The sequence below is a fragment of the Acidovorax sp. A79 genome (assembly GCF_041154505.1).
In the GTDB taxonomy this organism is placed as follows: Bacteria; Pseudomonadota; Gammaproteobacteria; order Burkholderiales; family Burkholderiaceae_C; genus Acidovorax.
In genome coordinates this window covers 3,069,082-3,085,529 of the sequence record NZ_AP028672.1, presented here as the reverse complement: position 1 = coordinate 3,085,529, position 16,448 = coordinate 3,069,082, and the positions used below count along the sequence as shown (strand labels likewise).

Sequence of the window (16,448 nt, the reverse complement as noted above, 5' to 3'; positions counted from 1 at the left end):
CCTGGCTGGCATGCAGGCGGCGGCAGGTGGCGCTGCGCCATGGCCTGCTACCGCGACAAGGGCGCGCACAGGCCTGCGGCCGGGTCCCGTGCCCATTGTTCTGCCCAGGCCCACACCTGCTGCACGCCATCCGCCCCGGCGGCGCGCCGCTGCAGGCCATGGTCCGCGTCGGGCAGGCTGCGCGCGCAATAGGGCTCGGTGCGCAAGGCGGCGAGTTCGGCAAACCGTTCGTATGCGGCGGGGGGCACCAGGGCATCCTCGCCGCCCCACACCTGCAGCACGGGCCAGGGGCTTTGCACCAGCGGCAGGGTCAGCGGCCAGCTCCACAGGTCGCGCCAGTAACCCAGGCTGCGGCCCTGCGCCACGGCGGTGTCGGGCCGGCTCCCGGCCACCACGCGGGCCAGTTCCTCCCAGTCTTCCTGCGCACCCAGGCGCTGCGCCTGCAGCCTGCCGGCCTCCTGCGGGTCCAGCCCGCTGGCCGACAGCAGCACCAGGCCCGCCAGCTGCGGCACCTCGGGGGCGAGGGCGGGCAAGAGTTCGGCCCCTTCGGAGATGCCCACCAGCAGCTGCGGCAGCGCGGGCGCGCCGTCGCGCGCGCGCTGCCGCGCATCCGCGACCAGGGCCGCACGCGCGTGGTCCAGCCAGGTGGAAAGGCGGTCCTGCTGCACGAATTCGCGCGCGCAGTCGCCGGGGGCCGTGCGCGCCTGCGGGTCCACGCCGGGCTTGTGCAGCACCAGCACCTGCGCGTGCAGCAGGCCGGCGAAATAGCGGTCTGCAATCGGGCCCATGCCCGCGCAGCCGGAGCCGGGGATGACGATCACGCGGTAGCGCAGCGGTGCCGTGCGCTCGCTGCGCGCGAGGGTCTGGAGCGTCGCGCCATCGGCGCCCGGCAGGGGCCGCGGTGCAAACGGCTCCGACGGCGGCGGGGCCTGGGTCGGCGCCGCCGGGGCCTGCGGGGGCGCCTGGGGCGCGCCCGCGGACGCTTCGGGCCCGTACACATTCACCAGCGATCCGGACATGGCCGCCGCATAGAACGGCGGTGGCGACGCGGCGCAGCCGCCGAGCACCACGGCCCCGGCCGTGGCCACGAAAAAGGCCAGCGCAGGGCTGGCCAGGGACCGCCCAGGTGCGGCACAAGAAAAAAAGCGTTGGACGTTGAGCACAGCCGAAGTCTGGCACGACTGCGGCGACCCGGAACGCTGCGCCTGCCACTAGCGCGCCGCCAGGCGCCTGAGGCCGCAAGATGCTACCAAATCAATAGCATATCGCGCTTATCCATCAACCGGAACGGGGCAATCCAGTCAAGACCGGCACGCCCCGGCCCAGGGATGCCCTTATTTCAGGATGAGGACCTGCTCGGGCTGCTGGGGCTGCGGCACGGGCATGGGCTGGCCGCCCTGCTGGTACACCGGCGGCGGGCGCACGCCGCGCGCCAGGTGGGCGTCGGTGTAGCCCAGCTGCATGGCCATCTGCTGGTACACGTCCTGCGCGAGCGACAGCGAGGTCTCGCGGATCACCTTGGCGCGGTTGGGCGGGGCGATGTCGCCACGGATCGACAGGATCTTGGTGTCGTTGCCTTCGCCCTGGGCGGAGAACGCGGCCTTGATCTCGTAAGTTTTGGTGTTGATGAGCGAGAAGTCGGCCAGGAGCTGCAGGCCGTACTGGCGCGTGGCGCTGGTGGTGCCCTGCAGGGGCGAGAGCGCATCGGTGAAGTCGATGCTGGAGACCACGCCGAACAGCACGTAGTCAGCGCCGTTGAACTCGCCCTTCTTGATCCGGCTGATCACGTCGTTGACCTGGGGCTGCACCTGGGGCGTGGCCATCTTGCCACCCTGCACCTGGTTGAGCACCTGCTCTGCCTTGGAGGGCTGGGGCTTGCCCGCGTCGAAGCCCTTGCCCTGGATCAGACGGAAGTAGGTGCCCTGCAGGATGGCACCCTTGATGTCGTTGGTGTAGCCGCCGAGCTCGCGCTGCTCGATGTAGCTGTAGCGGCCGGCCACGTAGGTGCCGCTGGCCTGCTCGGACGCCTGCATGTGGTGGCTGCCCGAGTGCGAGCCGCCCCCGCCGTAGGGCCCGGCGCTGTAGCCGCCGCTGTGGCTGCCGCCCGCGCTCATCTGGCTGCTGCGCTGGTAGGTGCCGGCCAGGAAATATTCGGACACGCGCTGGGCGTAGGCCAGGTCCGTCACGGCGATCTTGGGCGCGGCGCCCGGCTGCTGCGCCTGGGCGGCGGTGCCCCACGCCATGGTGGTGGCGGCGATCACGGCCAGGGCCGTGTGGAGGGTGATTCTGCGTTGCATGGTGTGCTCCTTGTGAGCTGACGGAAATTCATGAATGGGTCGAGCGATGCGGGCCGGAGCACCTTCATCCTTCGAAACTGGCGCGGCCCAGGCCAGCCGCCGCCGTGCAAGGGCCGCCCCGCCGCACTGGCGGCGTCCCCCTTCCCGCGCGCAGCGCGAGAGAAAGGGGGAAGCGGCGCAGCCGCTCAGGGGGTTGCCTACTTCTTATCGCTTGCTTGTCTTGCGGATCTCTTTTTCATCCTGCCACTCGATCGTGCCTTCCTGCACATCGAACAGCTTGAGCGTGAACTTGTAGTAAACGTCCTTGGTCGCGTTGTTCTGCTTGACGATGCTGGTGAGCTCGCCTTCCATGCTGTACTTGGCGGCCGTCATCTGGCCGACCTTGGCGGTGGTGCCCTGCTTGTACAGGCCGCTCTGGTTCTGGCGCTGCAGCTCGTCCACACCGGCCTGCATCTCGTTGATGGAGCGCACGAAGCGCACCTTGCCCGACTTGACCAGCGCCGTCTGGATCGAGTTCATCACGTTGGTGGTGTCGATGTACTCGCTGGTCTTGTTCTTCACGGTGGAGATCGTCACCGTGGGGCGGCCCTGGAAGATGCCGGTTTCCAGCAGGCCGCCGGTCATCTTCTCGGCGATCATCTGCAGGTCGGTGGAGCCGAACTCGTTGGTCACCAGCTCGACGGCCTTGGCGTCGCCGTAGTTGACCTGGCGGTCAAAACGCACGGTGGGCGAGGACAGGTTCTGGCAGGCCGAGAGGGCCAGGGTGCTGGCCGCGAAGGCCAGGATGAGCGTGGTGCGCTGAATGGTGTTGCGTTGCATGTTGTTTTCTCCGGTCGGCACTGTGGTGTTCAGCGCGGTTCTACGTTCATTTCCAGGCGCAGGTCGACGGCGGCGCTGGTCGGCGCCACGCTCTTGACGGTTTGCTGGCCCAGGCCGAGCACGCTCATCTGCTTCCACGATTCGCCGTCGCCCACCTGGTTGCCCACGTTGTCCAGCCACTTGAAGCGATAGAACACGGTGCGGTCGGTGCGGCCCATGTTGGCCATGTCGGCCTGCACGACGAGGATGTCGTTCTTGCGCACGATGCGCATCTCGCGCACGGCGATGCTGTTGGCCTCGCCGCGCAGCGCCACCTTGGAGGCCACGGCCAGCGGCGTGGCCGGGTCGTGCAGCTGGGCGCGGGCCGCGGTGGCCAGGGTCAGGGTGAGGGCCGCGCACGCGATGGCGGGTGCGGCGGCGGCAAGGGCAAAACGGGTTCTCATGCCAGAGGCTCCTTGGAAATGGGACATGTGCGGTTTCAGTTCTTGGCGGCGGGCGCGGGCGTGGCCGAGGTGGACTTGACCACCGACTTGGGCACCGAGCGCGTCCGGCTGGTGGTGGTGGTGGTCGTGCGCACGGTGGTGGCAGGCTCTGCGGCGGCGGGCTGCGGCGCGGCGGCCACGGTGGGCAGCTGGCCCAGCATGGCCACATCGCCGGTCAGCACGCTGTTGTCGTACATGCGCAGGGGCACCAGGGCGTACTGGCCGTCGATCTTGATGGGCTGGGGCAGCTGGCGGCCGTTCACGCTCACCACATGCTCGCCCGGTGGCAGGTAGCCACGGGCCACGTACACGCGGCCGGGCAGCATGCGCCACATGCGGTCGTCGGCCTGCTCGGTGGCCACCGAGGCCGCCGCGCCGATGATGCCGCCGATCAGGCCGCCGCGCTTTTGCAGCTCGTTCTGCAGCACGCCCTTGGCCACGGCGCGGGTGAAGCCGCGCAGCACCATGCCGGGCATTTCGTCCTTGAGCGCGCGGCGCGCCATCACGTTCACGTCCACCACCTTTTCGAGCTTGAGGTCGGTGCCCGCGGCGGAGATGGTGGTCAGCAGCGCGTCCTTGGACGGCTCGATCACGGGGTAGGAAATACTGGCCGTGACCATGCCCCGGCCCGTGGGCACCGGAAGCGTGAAGGCCTTGGGCTTGCGCGCGGGGGCGTCACCGGCTTCCACGATGAAGAGCACGTCGGTCATGCGCTGGCGGCGCTTCCAGGTGAAGCCGGTGCGGGTGTCCAGGCCGCGCAGGCCTTCTTCGAGCACGCCGGTTTCGGGCTTGAGCTCGATGGCCTTGCGGTAGCCGGGCGCGGCCAGGCCGGGCTCGTTGAGCATTTCGTACAGGAAGCCGGCGAGGTAGTGCGAAAGGGCGTTCTGGTAGCCGTTCTTGAGGGCCAGCACCTCGGGGTCGTTGAGCGTCTCGACGGGGTAGCCGTTGAGTTCCTTGCCCCCCGAGGTGGCGCCCTTGGACTTGGCTTCTTCTTCCGCCGCCAGGGTTTCCTTGGCACGGAACTCGGCAATGATGGCCTCGCGCTCGTGGGTGCGCTTGATGTCCACGCGGGCGTTCTCGAAGTCGCCCACGGCCATGCGGTTGAGCGCCAGGCGCGTGGTCACCCACACCTTTTCATAGTCCTGGCCTTCATAGACCTTCAGGCGTTCGCTGATCAGCGCGGCGCCCACGGTGCCCATGAGCTTGCTGGGGTTGGTCTTGGCGGTTTCTTCCCATTCCTTGACCTTGATGTCGGCCAGCAGGAAGGCGTTGGTGCTGTCGGGGTAGCGGCGGTCCATGCGCAGCAGCTCGCCGCGTTCCATGTTGAACAGGAGCGCGGTCTTTTCTTCCTCGGTCTTGGCGGTGCTCTCGAGCTGGGCGATGGCCGCGGGAATGCCGCCGCTGCGCCCGGCGTTCTGCATGTCGGTCGCCAGCTTGTCATGGCTCTGCATGGTGGCGCAGCCCGTGAGGGCGGCGCTCAGGGCCAGCACCCACAGAAGGCGCGGGCGGAAACGGGATGGGTGGGCGGTCATGGATGCTCCTTGCAGATCGGTCGGTTGCGCACCAGAAAACCCCGGCACTGCCCACGCGCAAGGCCGCGCCACGCCAGGCGCGCACCGGTCAGGGAGGTGCGCCGCGACGGCGGAAAGCGCCTGCAGGATGGGAGATCCGGACAAGGAAGGTGCTCGCTGCGCGTGCGCCCCCTCCCGGCGCTTTCACGTGCTGCTGGCAGCCCCCTCTGGCTGTGAGTTTCTTGGTAGTTTTGTATGGGGTTGTAGCCAGGGACGCAATGTAGCAAAAGCTTGTATCTTTTCTGTAACCGCGCCGAACGGCTCAAATCGCCATGGAACAGTGGCATCTCATGCCTCCACGCGGTTGAGCGGCATGCGGTAGAGCCACACCACGCGGCCCCCCGGTGCGCGCAGCTGCACGCTGGGCAGCACGCCGGGGATCGCGAATTCCAGGCTCACCAGCCACGCGCCGGGCGCCAGCTCGGCCTGGGCCTTGGCGGCGGCGCGGGCCATGCTCTCGGGCCGCTGGAACAGGTACACCATGCGGTAGGGGCTCCAGTCCTCGGCCCACATGTCGGCGCGCCGCACGCGGGCCCAGGGGCACCGCAGGGCGCACAGCAGGCGCAGGGGCCAGCTCCATTCGATGCCCTCCAGCTGCGCGGCCGGGTAGGCGTGGCGCAGTGCCTTCAGGCCATCGCCCACGCCGCTGCCCGCGTCCAGCACCCGCGCCCCCAGCGGCAGCGGGGCCTGCGAGGCCAGGGACTGCAGCGCATGGTGGGGCGTGGGAAACAGCGGCGCATCGCGCCAGGCGTTGAGCGGGTAGACCAGCAGCAGCAACGCCAGCGGCACCAGCCACGCCCAGGTGGGCAGGCTGGCCGCGCCCAGCAGCGCCAGCGACAGCGGAAAGCCCGCCGCGATCAGCCCGCGCCGCCACCAGCTGCCGCCCAGCACGCTGGCCGCCGTCCCGATCAGGCAGGCGGCCAGCAAGGCCGCCACCGGTGGGACCGCGCGCTGCAGGGCCACAAAAATGAGCCACGCGCACGCCCACGCCAGCAACGCGGGCAGGGGCCAGGGCATGCGCAGGGCCAGCATGGGTTCGTGCTCAGCGGCCAAAAATGCCGCGCAGCAGGTTGACGGGGTTGACCACGTTGCCTGCATCCGTGCCACCCTCGCCCGCTGGCTGCTGGCCTGCCGGCGCGCCGCCCATGCCGCTGGAATAGGCGCCGCCCGAGGGTGCGCCGGGTGCCGCGCCCATGCTGCCGCCGCGCCGCCCCTGCATCTCTTCGCCCAGCATGGCCATGGTGTGCGACTTGACGCGCACGCGCACGGCCCACTCGGGCTCCCAGGCTGCCTTGGGGTCGGCCGGGCGCGGGGGGTGCACGATGTGGCTTTCGCCGCCGTAGGCCATCATGCGCAGCATGGGCGTGGCATCGCGCCCGCCGCCCGCGAAGATGCCCTGCGGGATGGCGCACTGCGTGGTTTCGGGCGAGAGCAGCACACGCTCCTTGAGCCAGCGGTCGATGGTGGCGGGCGACAGGTAGTCGAACAGGCCCATGCCCGTGTCGGGCGTTTCGGCGCTGGACCACATCACGAGGTCGTCCCCGTTCTGCGACATGGCGTGCAGGTAGTAGGCGCGCGCATTGCGCACGGGCTGCCAGCTGGTGCCCATGCTGTCCTGCGGCTTGCCGGTGGTGCGCAGGTCGATGGCGGGCATCAGGTCCTGCGCGGCACCGAGCGTGAACTTCATGGATGCAGGCACGCCATCGCCGCGCACCTGGTGTTCGCCCACCAGGGAGCTGCCCGCCGACAGGCTCACCTGGTTGCGTTCGTTGGGGTACAGCGCATAGGAGGGGCCCACGCGCGGCCCCCGGTCGGGCACGGCGCGGCCGGCGAAGGCCTGGGCATAGTCGGACGGCTTGGCACGCGCCAGGTCGATCACGCGCGGCTGGCCCGCGCGCACCGCGCTCCCGCAGCCCCAGTACAGCAGGATGCGGCCCTTGGGCTGGTGCTGCTGGTATTCCTGGGGCACCTCGCCCGGCTCGGTCTGGGTGGGCTGTGCGCGCGGGGGGACCAGCGGCAGGGATTCGCCCATGCGCATGCCCGCCGGAATGGTCTGGCTGGCCTCGACGCCGGGGCGCAGGGTGTTGTGCAAGGCGATGTCGATGACACGCGGCGGCATGATGGACATGGCGCGGGCGTTGCCGTAGGCCGTGTTGCCACCGCCCGCCCTGCCCTGCGCGCCGCCGCCCATGAGGCCGCCGAGCATGCCGCCCCCGCCGGGCAGGCTGTCCATCTCGGGCATGCCCGCCATGGTGCCGGTGGACACGTCCATCCACAGCTGGACCTTGGGGGCTTTGGTGTTTTGGGCCTGGGCGCCCAGGCTGGCGATGCACAGGCCAACGGCCAGGCAGGCGGGGGTCAGGACGAAGCGCAAAGGGGTCATGGGGGTCTGCTCCAGGAGATGCATGGATCACCCGGCAAACCATCGTGGGCCGCAGGGCGGCTGTATCGCCGCCCTGTGAAGAGGCCTTGCGGTCAACCCGGGTGTGTTGAACGCAGCGCAGTGTAGGCCCCGCACAGACGCATTTTGCCTGCGCAAGTTACGTGTGGAAACCGCTTGTGTGCGCTATTTCACACATCCCCGGCACAAGAAGGCTAGGCCTGACCCCGCAGGCGGTCGATCAGCCCGTTCAAGGCCTCCAGCGAGCCGAACTGGATCGCCAGCTCGCCCATGTCCTCCACCCGGCCGTGGCGCTTGACGCGTTTTTTCACGCGCACCTCGACCTCGGCCATGAGCAGGTCCGAGAGTTCTTCCTCCACGCGCTTCAAGTCGCGCGACTTTTCCTTCTGGGGCTTTTGCGGCACCAGGCTGAACTCGGCGCCGATCTTCTTGACCAGCGCCTCGGCCTCGCGCACCGACAGTTTCTTGGCCGCGATCTGGTTGCCCGCCGTGATCTGCGCGGCGCGGTCCAGCGACAGCAGCGCGCGCGCATGGCCCATGTCGATGTCGCCGGCCATCAGCATGGTCTGCACGGGCTCGGCCAGGTTCAACAGGCGCAGCAGGTTGCTGGCGGCGCTGCGCGAGCGGCCCACGGCCTGCGCGGCCAGCTCGTGCGTGAGGCCGAATTCCTTGACCAGGCGCTGCAGGCCATGGGCTTCTTCCAGCGGGTTGAGGTCCTCGCGCTGGATGTTCTCGATGAGCGCCATGGCGGCCGCCGACTCGTCGGGCACGTCGCGCACCAGCACCGGCACCTCGGCCAGGCCCGCCAGGCGCGAGGCCCGAAAGCGCCGCTCGCCCGCGATGATTTCGTACTTGCCCGCGTTGTCTCCGCTCGCAAGACGCCGCACCAGGATAGGTTGCATGATGCCCTGGGCCTTGATGGATTCGGCCAGCTCATACAGCGCCCCTTCGTCCATGCGCGTGCGGGGCTGGTACACGCCGGGCACCAGTTCAGACAGCGGCAGGCTGCTGGGCAGCCCGGCTTCGGCCGCCTGGGCCTGTTCCACTTTTTCTTCGACCTTGGGGCCCAGCAGGGCTTCGAGGCCTCGGCCGAGGCCCTTGGGTTTTTTGGTGACCATGAAATGCTTCTCGCGAAAAGGAATGGGGAAAGATTCTTCAGCGGTCGATGATGACCAGCGTGCCATGGCTGCCCGGTGCCACCGCGTGGGGCACGCCAGCGGGCACGATGAACACCTCACCCGCGTTCACCTCGGTGACCTGCCCCTGCAGGGCGAGGCGCATGCAGCCGTCGAGCACCAGCAGCGCTTCGTCAAAGTCGTGCGACTCGTCGGGGTAGGCGGCGTCGTCCATGCGCAGCACCTTGACGTTGGCGCCGGCGGCCTGGCCCACGACGATGGAGTTCCAGGCGCGGGGCAGTTGGTCGGCGATGGCGGGCAGGTTGATTTTGGTCATGGATCGGATCACTGAGAAATTCGGTAGCTGACGGCTACACGGCGCACCACGCGCCACAAGGCCCAGCGGCTCATGCCGGGTTGGCCAGCTGCAGCAGCCAGCCATGCCCCTCATCCCAATCGCCCAGGCCCGATTCGGCATTGATGTGGCCGCGCTCGCCGTAGTCGATGAAGTGCGCGCCCCAGGCCTGCGCCAAACCTTCGGCGCGCTCCAGGCTGCAATACGGATCGTTGCGGCTGCCCACCAGCACGGCCGGGAACGGCAGGGGTTTGCGTGCAATGGGCGCCCAGCCGTGGATCTGCGCGGCCAGGTCGGGGCGTTCCACATCGCCCGGCGCCACCAGCAGCGCGCCCACCACGCGGTGCGCGTTGGCTGAATGCGCAGCCCACCACGCGGTAAGGATGCAGCCCAGGCTGTGCGCCACCAGCACCACGGGGCCATCGGCATCGACCACGGTTTCCTCCAGCCGCGCCGACCAGTCGCCGCGCAGCGGGCGCATCCAGTCGTGCTGCTCCACGCGGTGGTAGCCGTGGCGGGCCTCCCACAGGCTTTGCCAGTGGCCGGGGCCCGAGTTCTGCCAGCCGGGCAGCAGCAGGATGTTGGAAGCCTTCATTACTATCAATTCAATAGCTATCAGCGCTTGTCTATCAAGCGCTGGGGGCCATTTTTGCCATGGAAGATGCTGCCGCCGGCATGGTGTGCACGCGCTCGACCATCTCCTGCGCAAACTCCACAAAGGCCTGGCTGCCCTTGGCGGCCGGGTCGAACACCACACCGGGCAGTCCGTAGCTGGGCGCCTCGGCCAGGCGCACGTTGCGCGGGATCACGCTGTTGAACACCTTGTCGCCGAAATGGCCCTTGAGCTGGTCGCTCACCTGCTGCTGCAGGGTGATGCGCGGGTCGAACATCACCCGCAGCAGGCCGATGATCTGCAGGTCGGCATTGAGGTTGGCGTGCACCTGCTTGATGGTGTTGACCAGGTCGGTCAGGCCTTCGAGCGCGAAGTATTCGCACTGCATGGGCACGATCACGCCGTGGGCGCTGCACAGGCCGTTGAGCGTGAGCATGGACAGCGACGGCGGGCAGTCGATGAGCACGAAGTCGTAGTCGCCATCGGCCTCTGCCAACGCGGCCTTCAGGCGCTTTTCGCGGTGCTCCAGCGCCACCAGTTCCACCTCGGCGCCCGCCAGCTCGCGGTTGGCGCCCAGCACCCAGTAGCCACATTTTTCCGACAGCACGGCGGCCTCTTTGACCGAGGCGGATTCGAGCAGCACGTCGTACACCGTGAGGTCCAGGCTGCGCTTGTCCACGCCCGAGCCCATGGTGGCATTGCCCTGCGGGTCCAGGTCCACCATCAGCACGCGCTGGCCGATCTTGGCCAGCCCGGCAGCAAGGTTCACGGTGGTGGTGGTCTTGCCAACACCACCCTTCTGATTGGCAACGCAGAAAATTTTGGCCATGTGGGTGTTGCAGTCCGTGTTGTTGTCGTTGTTTTATTTGGAGATGGCCAGCTTGATGCCAAAGCCGATCAAAAAGACGCCCGCCACTTTTTCCAGCACGCGGCCGATGCGCGGGTTGGCGCGCATGCGCGCGGCCAGGTGGTGCGTGAGCAGCACGGCGACCAGCCCGTAGAGGAACGTCAGCACCGCCACGGTAGCCGCCATCACGCCAAAGGTCAGCATGCCCTGGTGGCGCGCCGGATCCACGAACAGCGGGAAGAACGCCATGTAGAACACGATGGCCTTGGGGTTGAGCAGGGTGATGAGCCCCGCCTGCTTGAAATAGTGGCGCGGCTGGATGTTGAGGATGGGTTGTGCCCCCGGCTTGGCCGTGAGCATCTTGAAGCCCAGCCAGGCCAGGTAGGCGGCCCCCAGCCACTGCACCGCATGGAACGCCGTCGGGTACGTGGCCAGCAAGGCCGCCACCCCGGCCACCGCCGCCCACATCAGCACCTGGTCGCCCGCGATCACGCCCATGGTGGCGGCCATGCCGCCGCGCACGCCGCCCTTGCTGGTGGAGGTGATGAGCGCCAGATTCCCGGGGCCCGGAATGAGCAGGAACAACACGATGGCGGCGACAAAGGCGCCGTAGTCTGCGATGCCGAACATGATCTCTCCCGGTGTGCTGGATCTGGAGGGGGTGCCGCGACATGCGGCGCACCCACGATGAGCAGCCGAGTTTAAGCGACCACCCCGCCCTGCTCCCTCATCCGCATGCCAGCGGCTGGCAAACCCGTCCCAAAAAACCTCAGGCGGGCTTCAACCAGATGATGCAGCGCTCGGCCTCCAGGCCCGGGACAGTCAGTGGTTCCACGTGAAACACCGACGCACCGGCGGGCAGGGCTGCGATCTCGTCCTCTGGGTGCTTGCCCTTCATGGCCAGCCACACGCCGTGGGGCGCGGCCAGCGCACCCTGCGACCAGGTCACGAAGTCGGGCAGCGAAGCAAACGCACGACAGCTGATGATGTCGAACGGCATCGTCAATGTCTCCACGCGCGCATGCACCCCATGCAGGTTGCGCAGCTTCAAGGACACCGCCGCTTGCTGGATGAACGCCGCCTTCTTGCCCACCGTGTCCACGCAGCTCACATCCACCGCCGGGCAGCAGATGGCGAACACCACACCGGGCAGCCCGCCGCCCGAGCCGACATCCAGCAGGCGCACCGAGCCCGCTGCCAGGCCCTGTGGCGCCAGGGTAGCGACGTGCCGGCGCAGCGGTGCCACCGCCGCCAGGCTGTCGAGCAAATGGTGCGTCATCATCTCCTGCGGGTCGCGCACCGAGGTCAGGTTGTAGACCTTGTTCCACTTCTGCAGCAGGGCCAGAAATTCCATCAGCTGGCTCACCTGGTCATCGCCCAGGCCCAGGCCCAGGGCATCTGCACCCGCCTGCAACTGGCTGCGCAATGCGTCGTTGTGGGGTACGGTCATCGTCATGCCGCCACTTCGCCTTCAGCCTTGGACGGGGCGACGGCAAATTCCTTGAAGCCACCCTTCTTCAGATGCACCATCAACAGCGAGATCGCCGCCGGCGTGATGCCCGTGATGCGCGATGCGTGGCCCAGGGTCTCGGGCCGGTGGCGGCTGAGCACCTGGCGCGCCTCGATGCTCAGGGCCGTGACCTGCATGTAGTCCAGGTCGGGCGGCAGGCGCAGTTTCTCGAAGTGCGCGGCGCGTTCCACCTCGCCCTTCTGGCGGTCGATGTAGCCCGAATACTTGGCCGCAATCTCCACCTGCTCCACCACGGGCTCGCTCAAGGGCCCCAGCGTTTCACGTGAAACCTCGCTGGAGGCGTACTTGCCGCCGTCCATGGACACCAGGCTGGCGTAGTTCACATCCGGGCGGCGCAACAGCTCGAACAGGTTGTATTCGTGCTCGATGCTCTTGCCCAGCACGCGCTCCGACTCGGCCGCGGGCAGGTTGCGCGGGTTCACCCAGGTGGCTTTCAGACGCTCTGTTTCACGTGAAACCGCATCGCGCTTGCGGCTGAACGCATCCCAGCGCGCATCGTCCACCAGGCCCATGCGGCGCCCTGCTTCGGTCAGGCGCATGTCGGCGTTGTCCTCGCGCAGCTGCAGGCGGAACTCGGCCCGGCTGGTGAACATGCGGTAGGGCTCGGTCACGCCCTTGGTGATCAGGTCGTCCACCAGCACGCCCAGGTAGGCCTCGTCGCGGCCGGGCAGCCAGGCGGCTTCGCCCCGGCACTGCAGCGCGGCGTTGATGCCGGCGAACAGGCCCTGCGCCGCCGCCTCTTCGTAGCCTGTGGTGCCGTTGATCTGCCCGGCGAAGAACAGGCCCTGGATCTGCCGCGTCTCGAAGCTGCTCTTGAGCGAGCGCGGGTCGAAGTAGTCGTATTCGATGGCGTAGCCAGGGCGCAGGATGTGCGCATTCTCCAGCCCTGGCATGCTGCGCACCAGGTCGTACTGGATGTCGAACGGCAGGCTGGTGCTGATGCCGTTGGGGTAGTACTCGTGTGTGGTCAGGCCTTCGGGTTCCAGGAAGATCTGGTGGCTGTCCTTGTCGGCAAAGCGGTTGATCTTGTCCTCCACGCTCGGGCAGTAGCGCGGGCCCACGCCCTCGATCTTGCCGGTGAACATGGGGCTGCGGTCGAAGCCGCTGCGGATGATCTCGTGCGTGCGCTCGTTGGTGTGGGTGATCCAGCAGGGCACCTGCTGGGGATGCATCTGCGCGTTGCCCATGAAGCTGAACACGGGCACGGTGCCCTCGTTCACGCCACCGGGCATGCCGTCGCCGGGCTGCTCGGTGCACTTCGAAAAATCGATGCTGCGCCCGTCGATGCGCGGTGGCGTGCCGGTCTTCAGGCGCCCCTGGGGCAGCTTCAGCTCCTTGAGGCGCGCCGACAGCGACACCGCAGGCGGGTCCCCGGCCCGGCCGGCCGCGTAGTTGTTCAGCCCCACATGGATCTTGCCGTCCAGGAACGTCCCGGCCGTGAGCACCACCGTCCGGCTGCGAAAGCGGATGCCCACCTGCGTGACGGCGCCCACCACCCGGTCGCCCTCCACCATCAGATCGTCCACCGCCTGCTGGAACAGCCACAGATTGGGCTGGTTCTCCAGCATGCGGCGGATGGCGGCCTTGTAGAGGATGCGGTCGGCCTGGGCGCGCGTGGCGCGCACGGCGGGGCCCTTGCTGCTGTTGAGAATGCGGAACTGGATGCCGCCCTCGTCCGTGGCCAGCGCCATGGCGCCGCCCAGCGCGTCCACCTCCTTCACCAGGTGGCCCTTGCCGATGCCGCCGATGCTGGGGTTGCAGCTCATCTGCCCCAGCGTCTCGATGTTGTGCGTGAGCAGCAGCGTCTTGCTGCCCATGCGCGCGGCGGCCAGCGCGGCCTCGGTGCCCGCATGGCCACCGCCGACAACGATCACATCAAATTCCTGGGGATACAACATGGGGGACACTCCGGGGCCTGGCGGGCCCGATAATCAAAACACCCGGTAGCACAGGAGCACCCTACCCAAGGCGCCGCACACCGGCCCTGCTGGTGGTGGGCGCGCCCGGCGCCCCAGCAGGCAACCCGCGATTTTCCCACTTTGCGCAGGCCGTGTCTGTTTCCAACCCCCTCACCCTCTTCCTGACCGAGTTGCTTGGCGCCCCGCCCCCGGCCGTGGAAGCCTGGTGGGCACGCGCCGAACGGCTCGTGCTGGAGCGTGGCCAGCCATTGCTGCGGGCAGGCGAATACTGGCGGCACCTGTGGTGGGTGGAGCGCGGCGCCCTGCGGCTGTTTTACCTGGACCGCGACGGGGCCGAATCCAACAAGAACTTCTTTCTGGACGGCGCCCTGTGCTGGCCCATCACCCCCACACTGCGCCAGCAGCCGGTGATGTTTCACGTGGAACCATTGGAAGACAGCGTGGTGTGGGCGCTGCCCTTGCCCGTCGATTGCAGTCGCCCCCTGCCCGGCGCGGGCTGGGCACCGTGGGCCGCGCTGGAGCACCGGGTGCTCTGCGCCCTGCTCGACGGCAAGATGCAGCGCGAGCAGGAATTTCTGCAGCTCAGCGCCCGCCAGCGCTACGCCCGTTTGCTGGAGCAGCATCCGCAATGGGCCGAGCGCATCGCCCTCAGGCACCTGGCGTCGTACCTGGGCGTGACCGATGTCTCGCTGTCGCGCCTGCGCAGCGAGATGGGGCTTAGAGCGGCTAACAAAACTCAGCGTAGCGGCCCTGGCTAGGCGTTCCGTCGCAGGCAGTACAAGCGGTACGACAAGACGGAACAACGACGCCAGGGGAGTTTTGTGAGCCGCTCTTATCAAAGGATAAGGCACTGGGGGCGGCTTACCGGCAGAGTGCGGGCATCACCCCCACCATCCCGCCCATGACCACCGCCCAACACCCCAGCAACGCGCCGCCCCCGCTCTCCCTGATCCCCCACGCCCTCGCCGTGCTGTGGCTCGGCCTCATGGCCGGGTTCTTCGGCACCTACAGCGCCAACATCAACCTGGCCCTGCTGCAGATGGACGGCGCCATCTACGCCACCGTGCAATCGGCCTTCAATCGCAACGTGCGGCACGCGCTGTTCTTTGTGCTGTTCTTTGGCCCGCCGCTGTGGTGCGGGCTGGCCCTGGCCACGGCCTGGCGTGAACACCGCGCGCCATGGTGGCGCCTGCTGGCCGGGGTGGGCGTGGCCTACCTGCTGGGCATCGTGTTCTTCACCCAGCAGGTCAACCTGCCGCTCAACCACACCACCGAAGCCTGGAACCCCCAGGCCCTGCCCGCCGGCTGGGCCCAGGTGCGCGACCGGTGGAACGCCGCCAACCTGTGGCGCGCGCTGCTCAGCCTGGGTTGTTTCATGGCGGCGCTGAGGTCGCTGGTGGGGCGGCTTGCGGGTCGCCGCACGTAGCCGCGCTGGCGCTGCGCCACGCACCGGCCTCCCGGCTTGCAGGAATCCTGCCACGCGCCTGTGCTCCAATCGCAGGCACCATGCCCCACACACCTTCCCTCCTGATCTTCGCCGGCAGCACGCGCCAGCAATCCTTCAACCGCAAACTGGCCCACGCCACCGCCGCCATCGCGCGCGACGCGGGCGCCACGGTCACGCTGCTGGAGCTGTCGGACTTCGACATCCCGCTGTACAACGCCGACCTCGAAGCCCAGGGCACACCGGCGGACGTGATCCGGCTCAAGGAGATCCTGTGGCAGCACCCCGCCTGGGTCATCTGCTCGCCCGAGTACAACGGCAGCTACACCGCCCTGCTCAAGAACACCATCGACTGGGCCTCCAGCCCGGTCAAAGGCAACCCCGACTGGCAAGACGGCGGCAAGAGCTTTCGCGGCAAGGTGGTGGGCATGCTCAGCGCCTCGCCCGGCGCCCTGGGCGGCTTGCGCTCGCAAAGCCACCTGGCGCCCCTGCTCATCAACGCCGAATGCTGGCTGGCGCCCAAGGCGTTTGCGCTGGGCTCGGCCGGCAGCGCATTCGACGACAGCGGCGCCCTCATCCAGCAAGCCCACCGCGACCGCGTGCGCGCCGTGGTGGACCAGGTGCTGTGGGCATCCAGCCGCCTGCACGGCGATGCTGCCGCTGGCCAGTGAACGCCAAAATTTGAATCAAATTGGCCTCTAGCGCTTTATTCATAAGCGCTAGCAGCTATATAAATAATAGTAACCACCCATGAACTGCCGCCCCGGCTGCGGCGCCTGCTGCACCGCCCCCTCCATCAGCTCGCCCATCCCGGGCATGCCCCAGGGCAAACCGGCGGGGGTGCGGTGCATTCAGCTGGGGGACGGTGCGCGCTGCCTCATTTTTGGGCAACCCGAGCGGCCGGCGGTGTGCGGGGGGCTGATGCCGTCGGCCGAGATGTGTGGCACCAGCACGGAGCAGGCCATGGGTTTCCTGGCGCGGCTGGAGCGGCTGACGGAGCCCGGGAGCGTGGGCGAACCGGCGGGGTGACCGGCGGTCCTCCCGATGGGTCCGC

The 16,448-nt window shown here is 68.3% G+C and carries 18 protein-coding genes; 4 read left to right on the top strand and 14 right to left on the bottom strand.

Annotated elements, in window-relative coordinates; genetic code table 11:
- Positions 1 to 47: 47 nt before the first annotated feature.
- The 14 genes from ACAM51_RS14125 to mnmG all read right to left on the bottom strand — a co-directional run bounded on the left by ACAM51_RS14125 (position 48) and on the right by mnmG (position 13,929).
- Positions 48 to 1,163 (bottom strand): alpha/beta hydrolase, encoded by a 1,116-nt coding sequence (locus ACAM51_RS14125; protein WP_369640976.1) that lies wholly within the window; start codon positions 1,161 to 1,163, stop codon positions 48 to 50.
- A gap of 171 nt (positions 1,164 to 1,334) precedes the next feature.
- Positions 1,335 to 2,297 carry a hypothetical protein gene (locus tag ACAM51_RS14120; RefSeq protein ID WP_218296431.1) on the bottom strand — a complete coding sequence of 321 codons (963 nt, stop codon included), beginning with the start codon at positions 2,295 to 2,297 and terminating at the stop codon, positions 1,335 to 1,337.
- Positions 2,298 to 2,501: 204 nt separating this feature from the next.
- Positions 2,502 to 3,116, bottom strand: a complete 615-nt coding sequence (gene lpoB, locus ACAM51_RS14115) for a penicillin-binding protein activator LpoB (protein ID WP_218296430.1) — start codon at positions 3,114 to 3,116, stop codon at positions 2,502 to 2,504.
- Positions 3,117 to 3,145: 29 nt separating this feature from the next.
- A complete protein-coding gene (locus ACAM51_RS14110; protein WP_218296429.1) occupies positions 3,146 to 3,559 on the bottom strand; it encodes a YcfL family protein in 414 nt (137 codons plus the stop codon).
- 35 nt (positions 3,560 to 3,594) lie between these two features.
- Positions 3,595 to 5,130, bottom strand: coding sequence for a COG3014 family protein (locus ACAM51_RS14105; RefSeq protein ID WP_218296428.1), 1,536 nt, complete (start codon positions 5,128 to 5,130; stop codon positions 3,595 to 3,597).
- 327 nt (positions 5,131 to 5,457) lie between these two features.
- Entirely contained in the window at positions 5,458 to 6,201 is a 744-nt protein-coding gene (locus ACAM51_RS14100; protein WP_218296427.1) for a class I SAM-dependent methyltransferase, read from the bottom strand.
- A 10-nt stretch (positions 6,202 to 6,211) separates the two neighbouring features.
- Positions 6,212 to 7,552, bottom strand: coding sequence for a hypothetical protein (locus ACAM51_RS14095; RefSeq protein WP_369640975.1), 1,341 nt, complete (start codon positions 7,550 to 7,552; stop codon positions 6,212 to 6,214).
- Between the two features lie 212 nt (positions 7,553 to 7,764).
- Positions 7,765 to 8,688 (bottom strand): ParB/RepB/Spo0J family partition protein, encoded by a 924-nt coding sequence (locus tag ACAM51_RS14090; protein ID WP_218339274.1) that lies wholly within the window; start codon positions 8,686 to 8,688, stop codon positions 7,765 to 7,767.
- 37 nt (positions 8,689 to 8,725) lie between these two features.
- Positions 8,726 to 9,022 carry a cupin domain-containing protein gene (locus tag ACAM51_RS14085; protein WP_369640974.1) on the bottom strand — a complete coding sequence of 99 codons (297 nt, stop codon included), beginning with the start codon at positions 9,020 to 9,022 and terminating at the stop codon, positions 8,726 to 8,728.
- A 70-nt stretch (positions 9,023 to 9,092) separates the two neighbouring features.
- Positions 9,093 to 9,635, bottom strand: a complete 543-nt coding sequence (locus tag ACAM51_RS14080) for an RBBP9/YdeN family alpha/beta hydrolase (RefSeq protein WP_369640973.1) — start codon at positions 9,633 to 9,635, stop codon at positions 9,093 to 9,095.
- A 34-nt stretch (positions 9,636 to 9,669) separates the two neighbouring features.
- Positions 9,670 to 10,482 carry a ParA family protein gene (locus ACAM51_RS14075; protein ID WP_369640972.1) on the bottom strand — a complete coding sequence of 271 codons (813 nt, stop codon included), beginning with the start codon at positions 10,480 to 10,482 and terminating at the stop codon, positions 9,670 to 9,672.
- Positions 10,483 to 10,515: 33 nt separating this feature from the next.
- Entirely contained in the window at positions 10,516 to 11,130 is a 615-nt protein-coding gene (locus ACAM51_RS14070; protein ID WP_218296421.1) for a LysE family transporter, read from the bottom strand.
- Positions 11,131 to 11,269: 139 nt separating this feature from the next.
- Complete coding sequence (rsmG, locus tag ACAM51_RS14065) at positions 11,270 to 11,950, bottom strand: 16S rRNA (guanine(527)-N(7))-methyltransferase RsmG (protein WP_369643822.1); 681 nt, start codon at positions 11,948 to 11,950, stop codon at positions 11,270 to 11,272.
- A 2-nt stretch (positions 11,951 to 11,952) separates the two neighbouring features.
- A complete protein-coding gene (gene mnmG / locus ACAM51_RS14060; protein ID WP_218296420.1) occupies positions 11,953 to 13,929 on the bottom strand; it encodes a tRNA uridine-5-carboxymethylaminomethyl(34) synthesis enzyme MnmG in 1,977 nt (658 codons plus the stop codon).
- 152 nt (positions 13,930 to 14,081) lie between these two features.
- On the opposite strand from mnmG, the gene ACAM51_RS14055 reads away from it, so the two are divergent.
- The 4 genes from ACAM51_RS14055 (at position 14,082) to ACAM51_RS14040 (ending at position 16,423) form a co-directional block, all read left to right on the top strand.
- Positions 14,082 to 14,708: a Crp/Fnr family transcriptional regulator gene (locus ACAM51_RS14055; RefSeq protein WP_369640971.1), complete on the top strand. Its 627-nt coding sequence runs from the start codon at positions 14,082 to 14,084 to the stop codon at positions 14,706 to 14,708.
- Between the two features lie 143 nt (positions 14,709 to 14,851).
- A complete protein-coding gene (locus ACAM51_RS14050; RefSeq protein WP_369640970.1) occupies positions 14,852 to 15,376 on the top strand; it encodes an anthrone oxygenase family protein in 525 nt (174 codons plus the stop codon).
- 80 nt (positions 15,377 to 15,456) lie between these two features.
- Positions 15,457 to 16,065 (top strand): NADPH-dependent FMN reductase, encoded by a 609-nt coding sequence (locus ACAM51_RS14045; RefSeq protein WP_369640969.1) that lies wholly within the window; start codon positions 15,457 to 15,459, stop codon positions 16,063 to 16,065.
- A gap of 79 nt (positions 16,066 to 16,144) precedes the next feature.
- Positions 16,145 to 16,423: a YkgJ family cysteine cluster protein gene (locus tag ACAM51_RS14040; RefSeq protein WP_218296417.1), complete on the top strand. Its 279-nt coding sequence runs from the start codon at positions 16,145 to 16,147 to the stop codon at positions 16,421 to 16,423.
- The last annotated feature ends 25 nt before the right edge of the window (positions 16,424 to 16,448 follow it).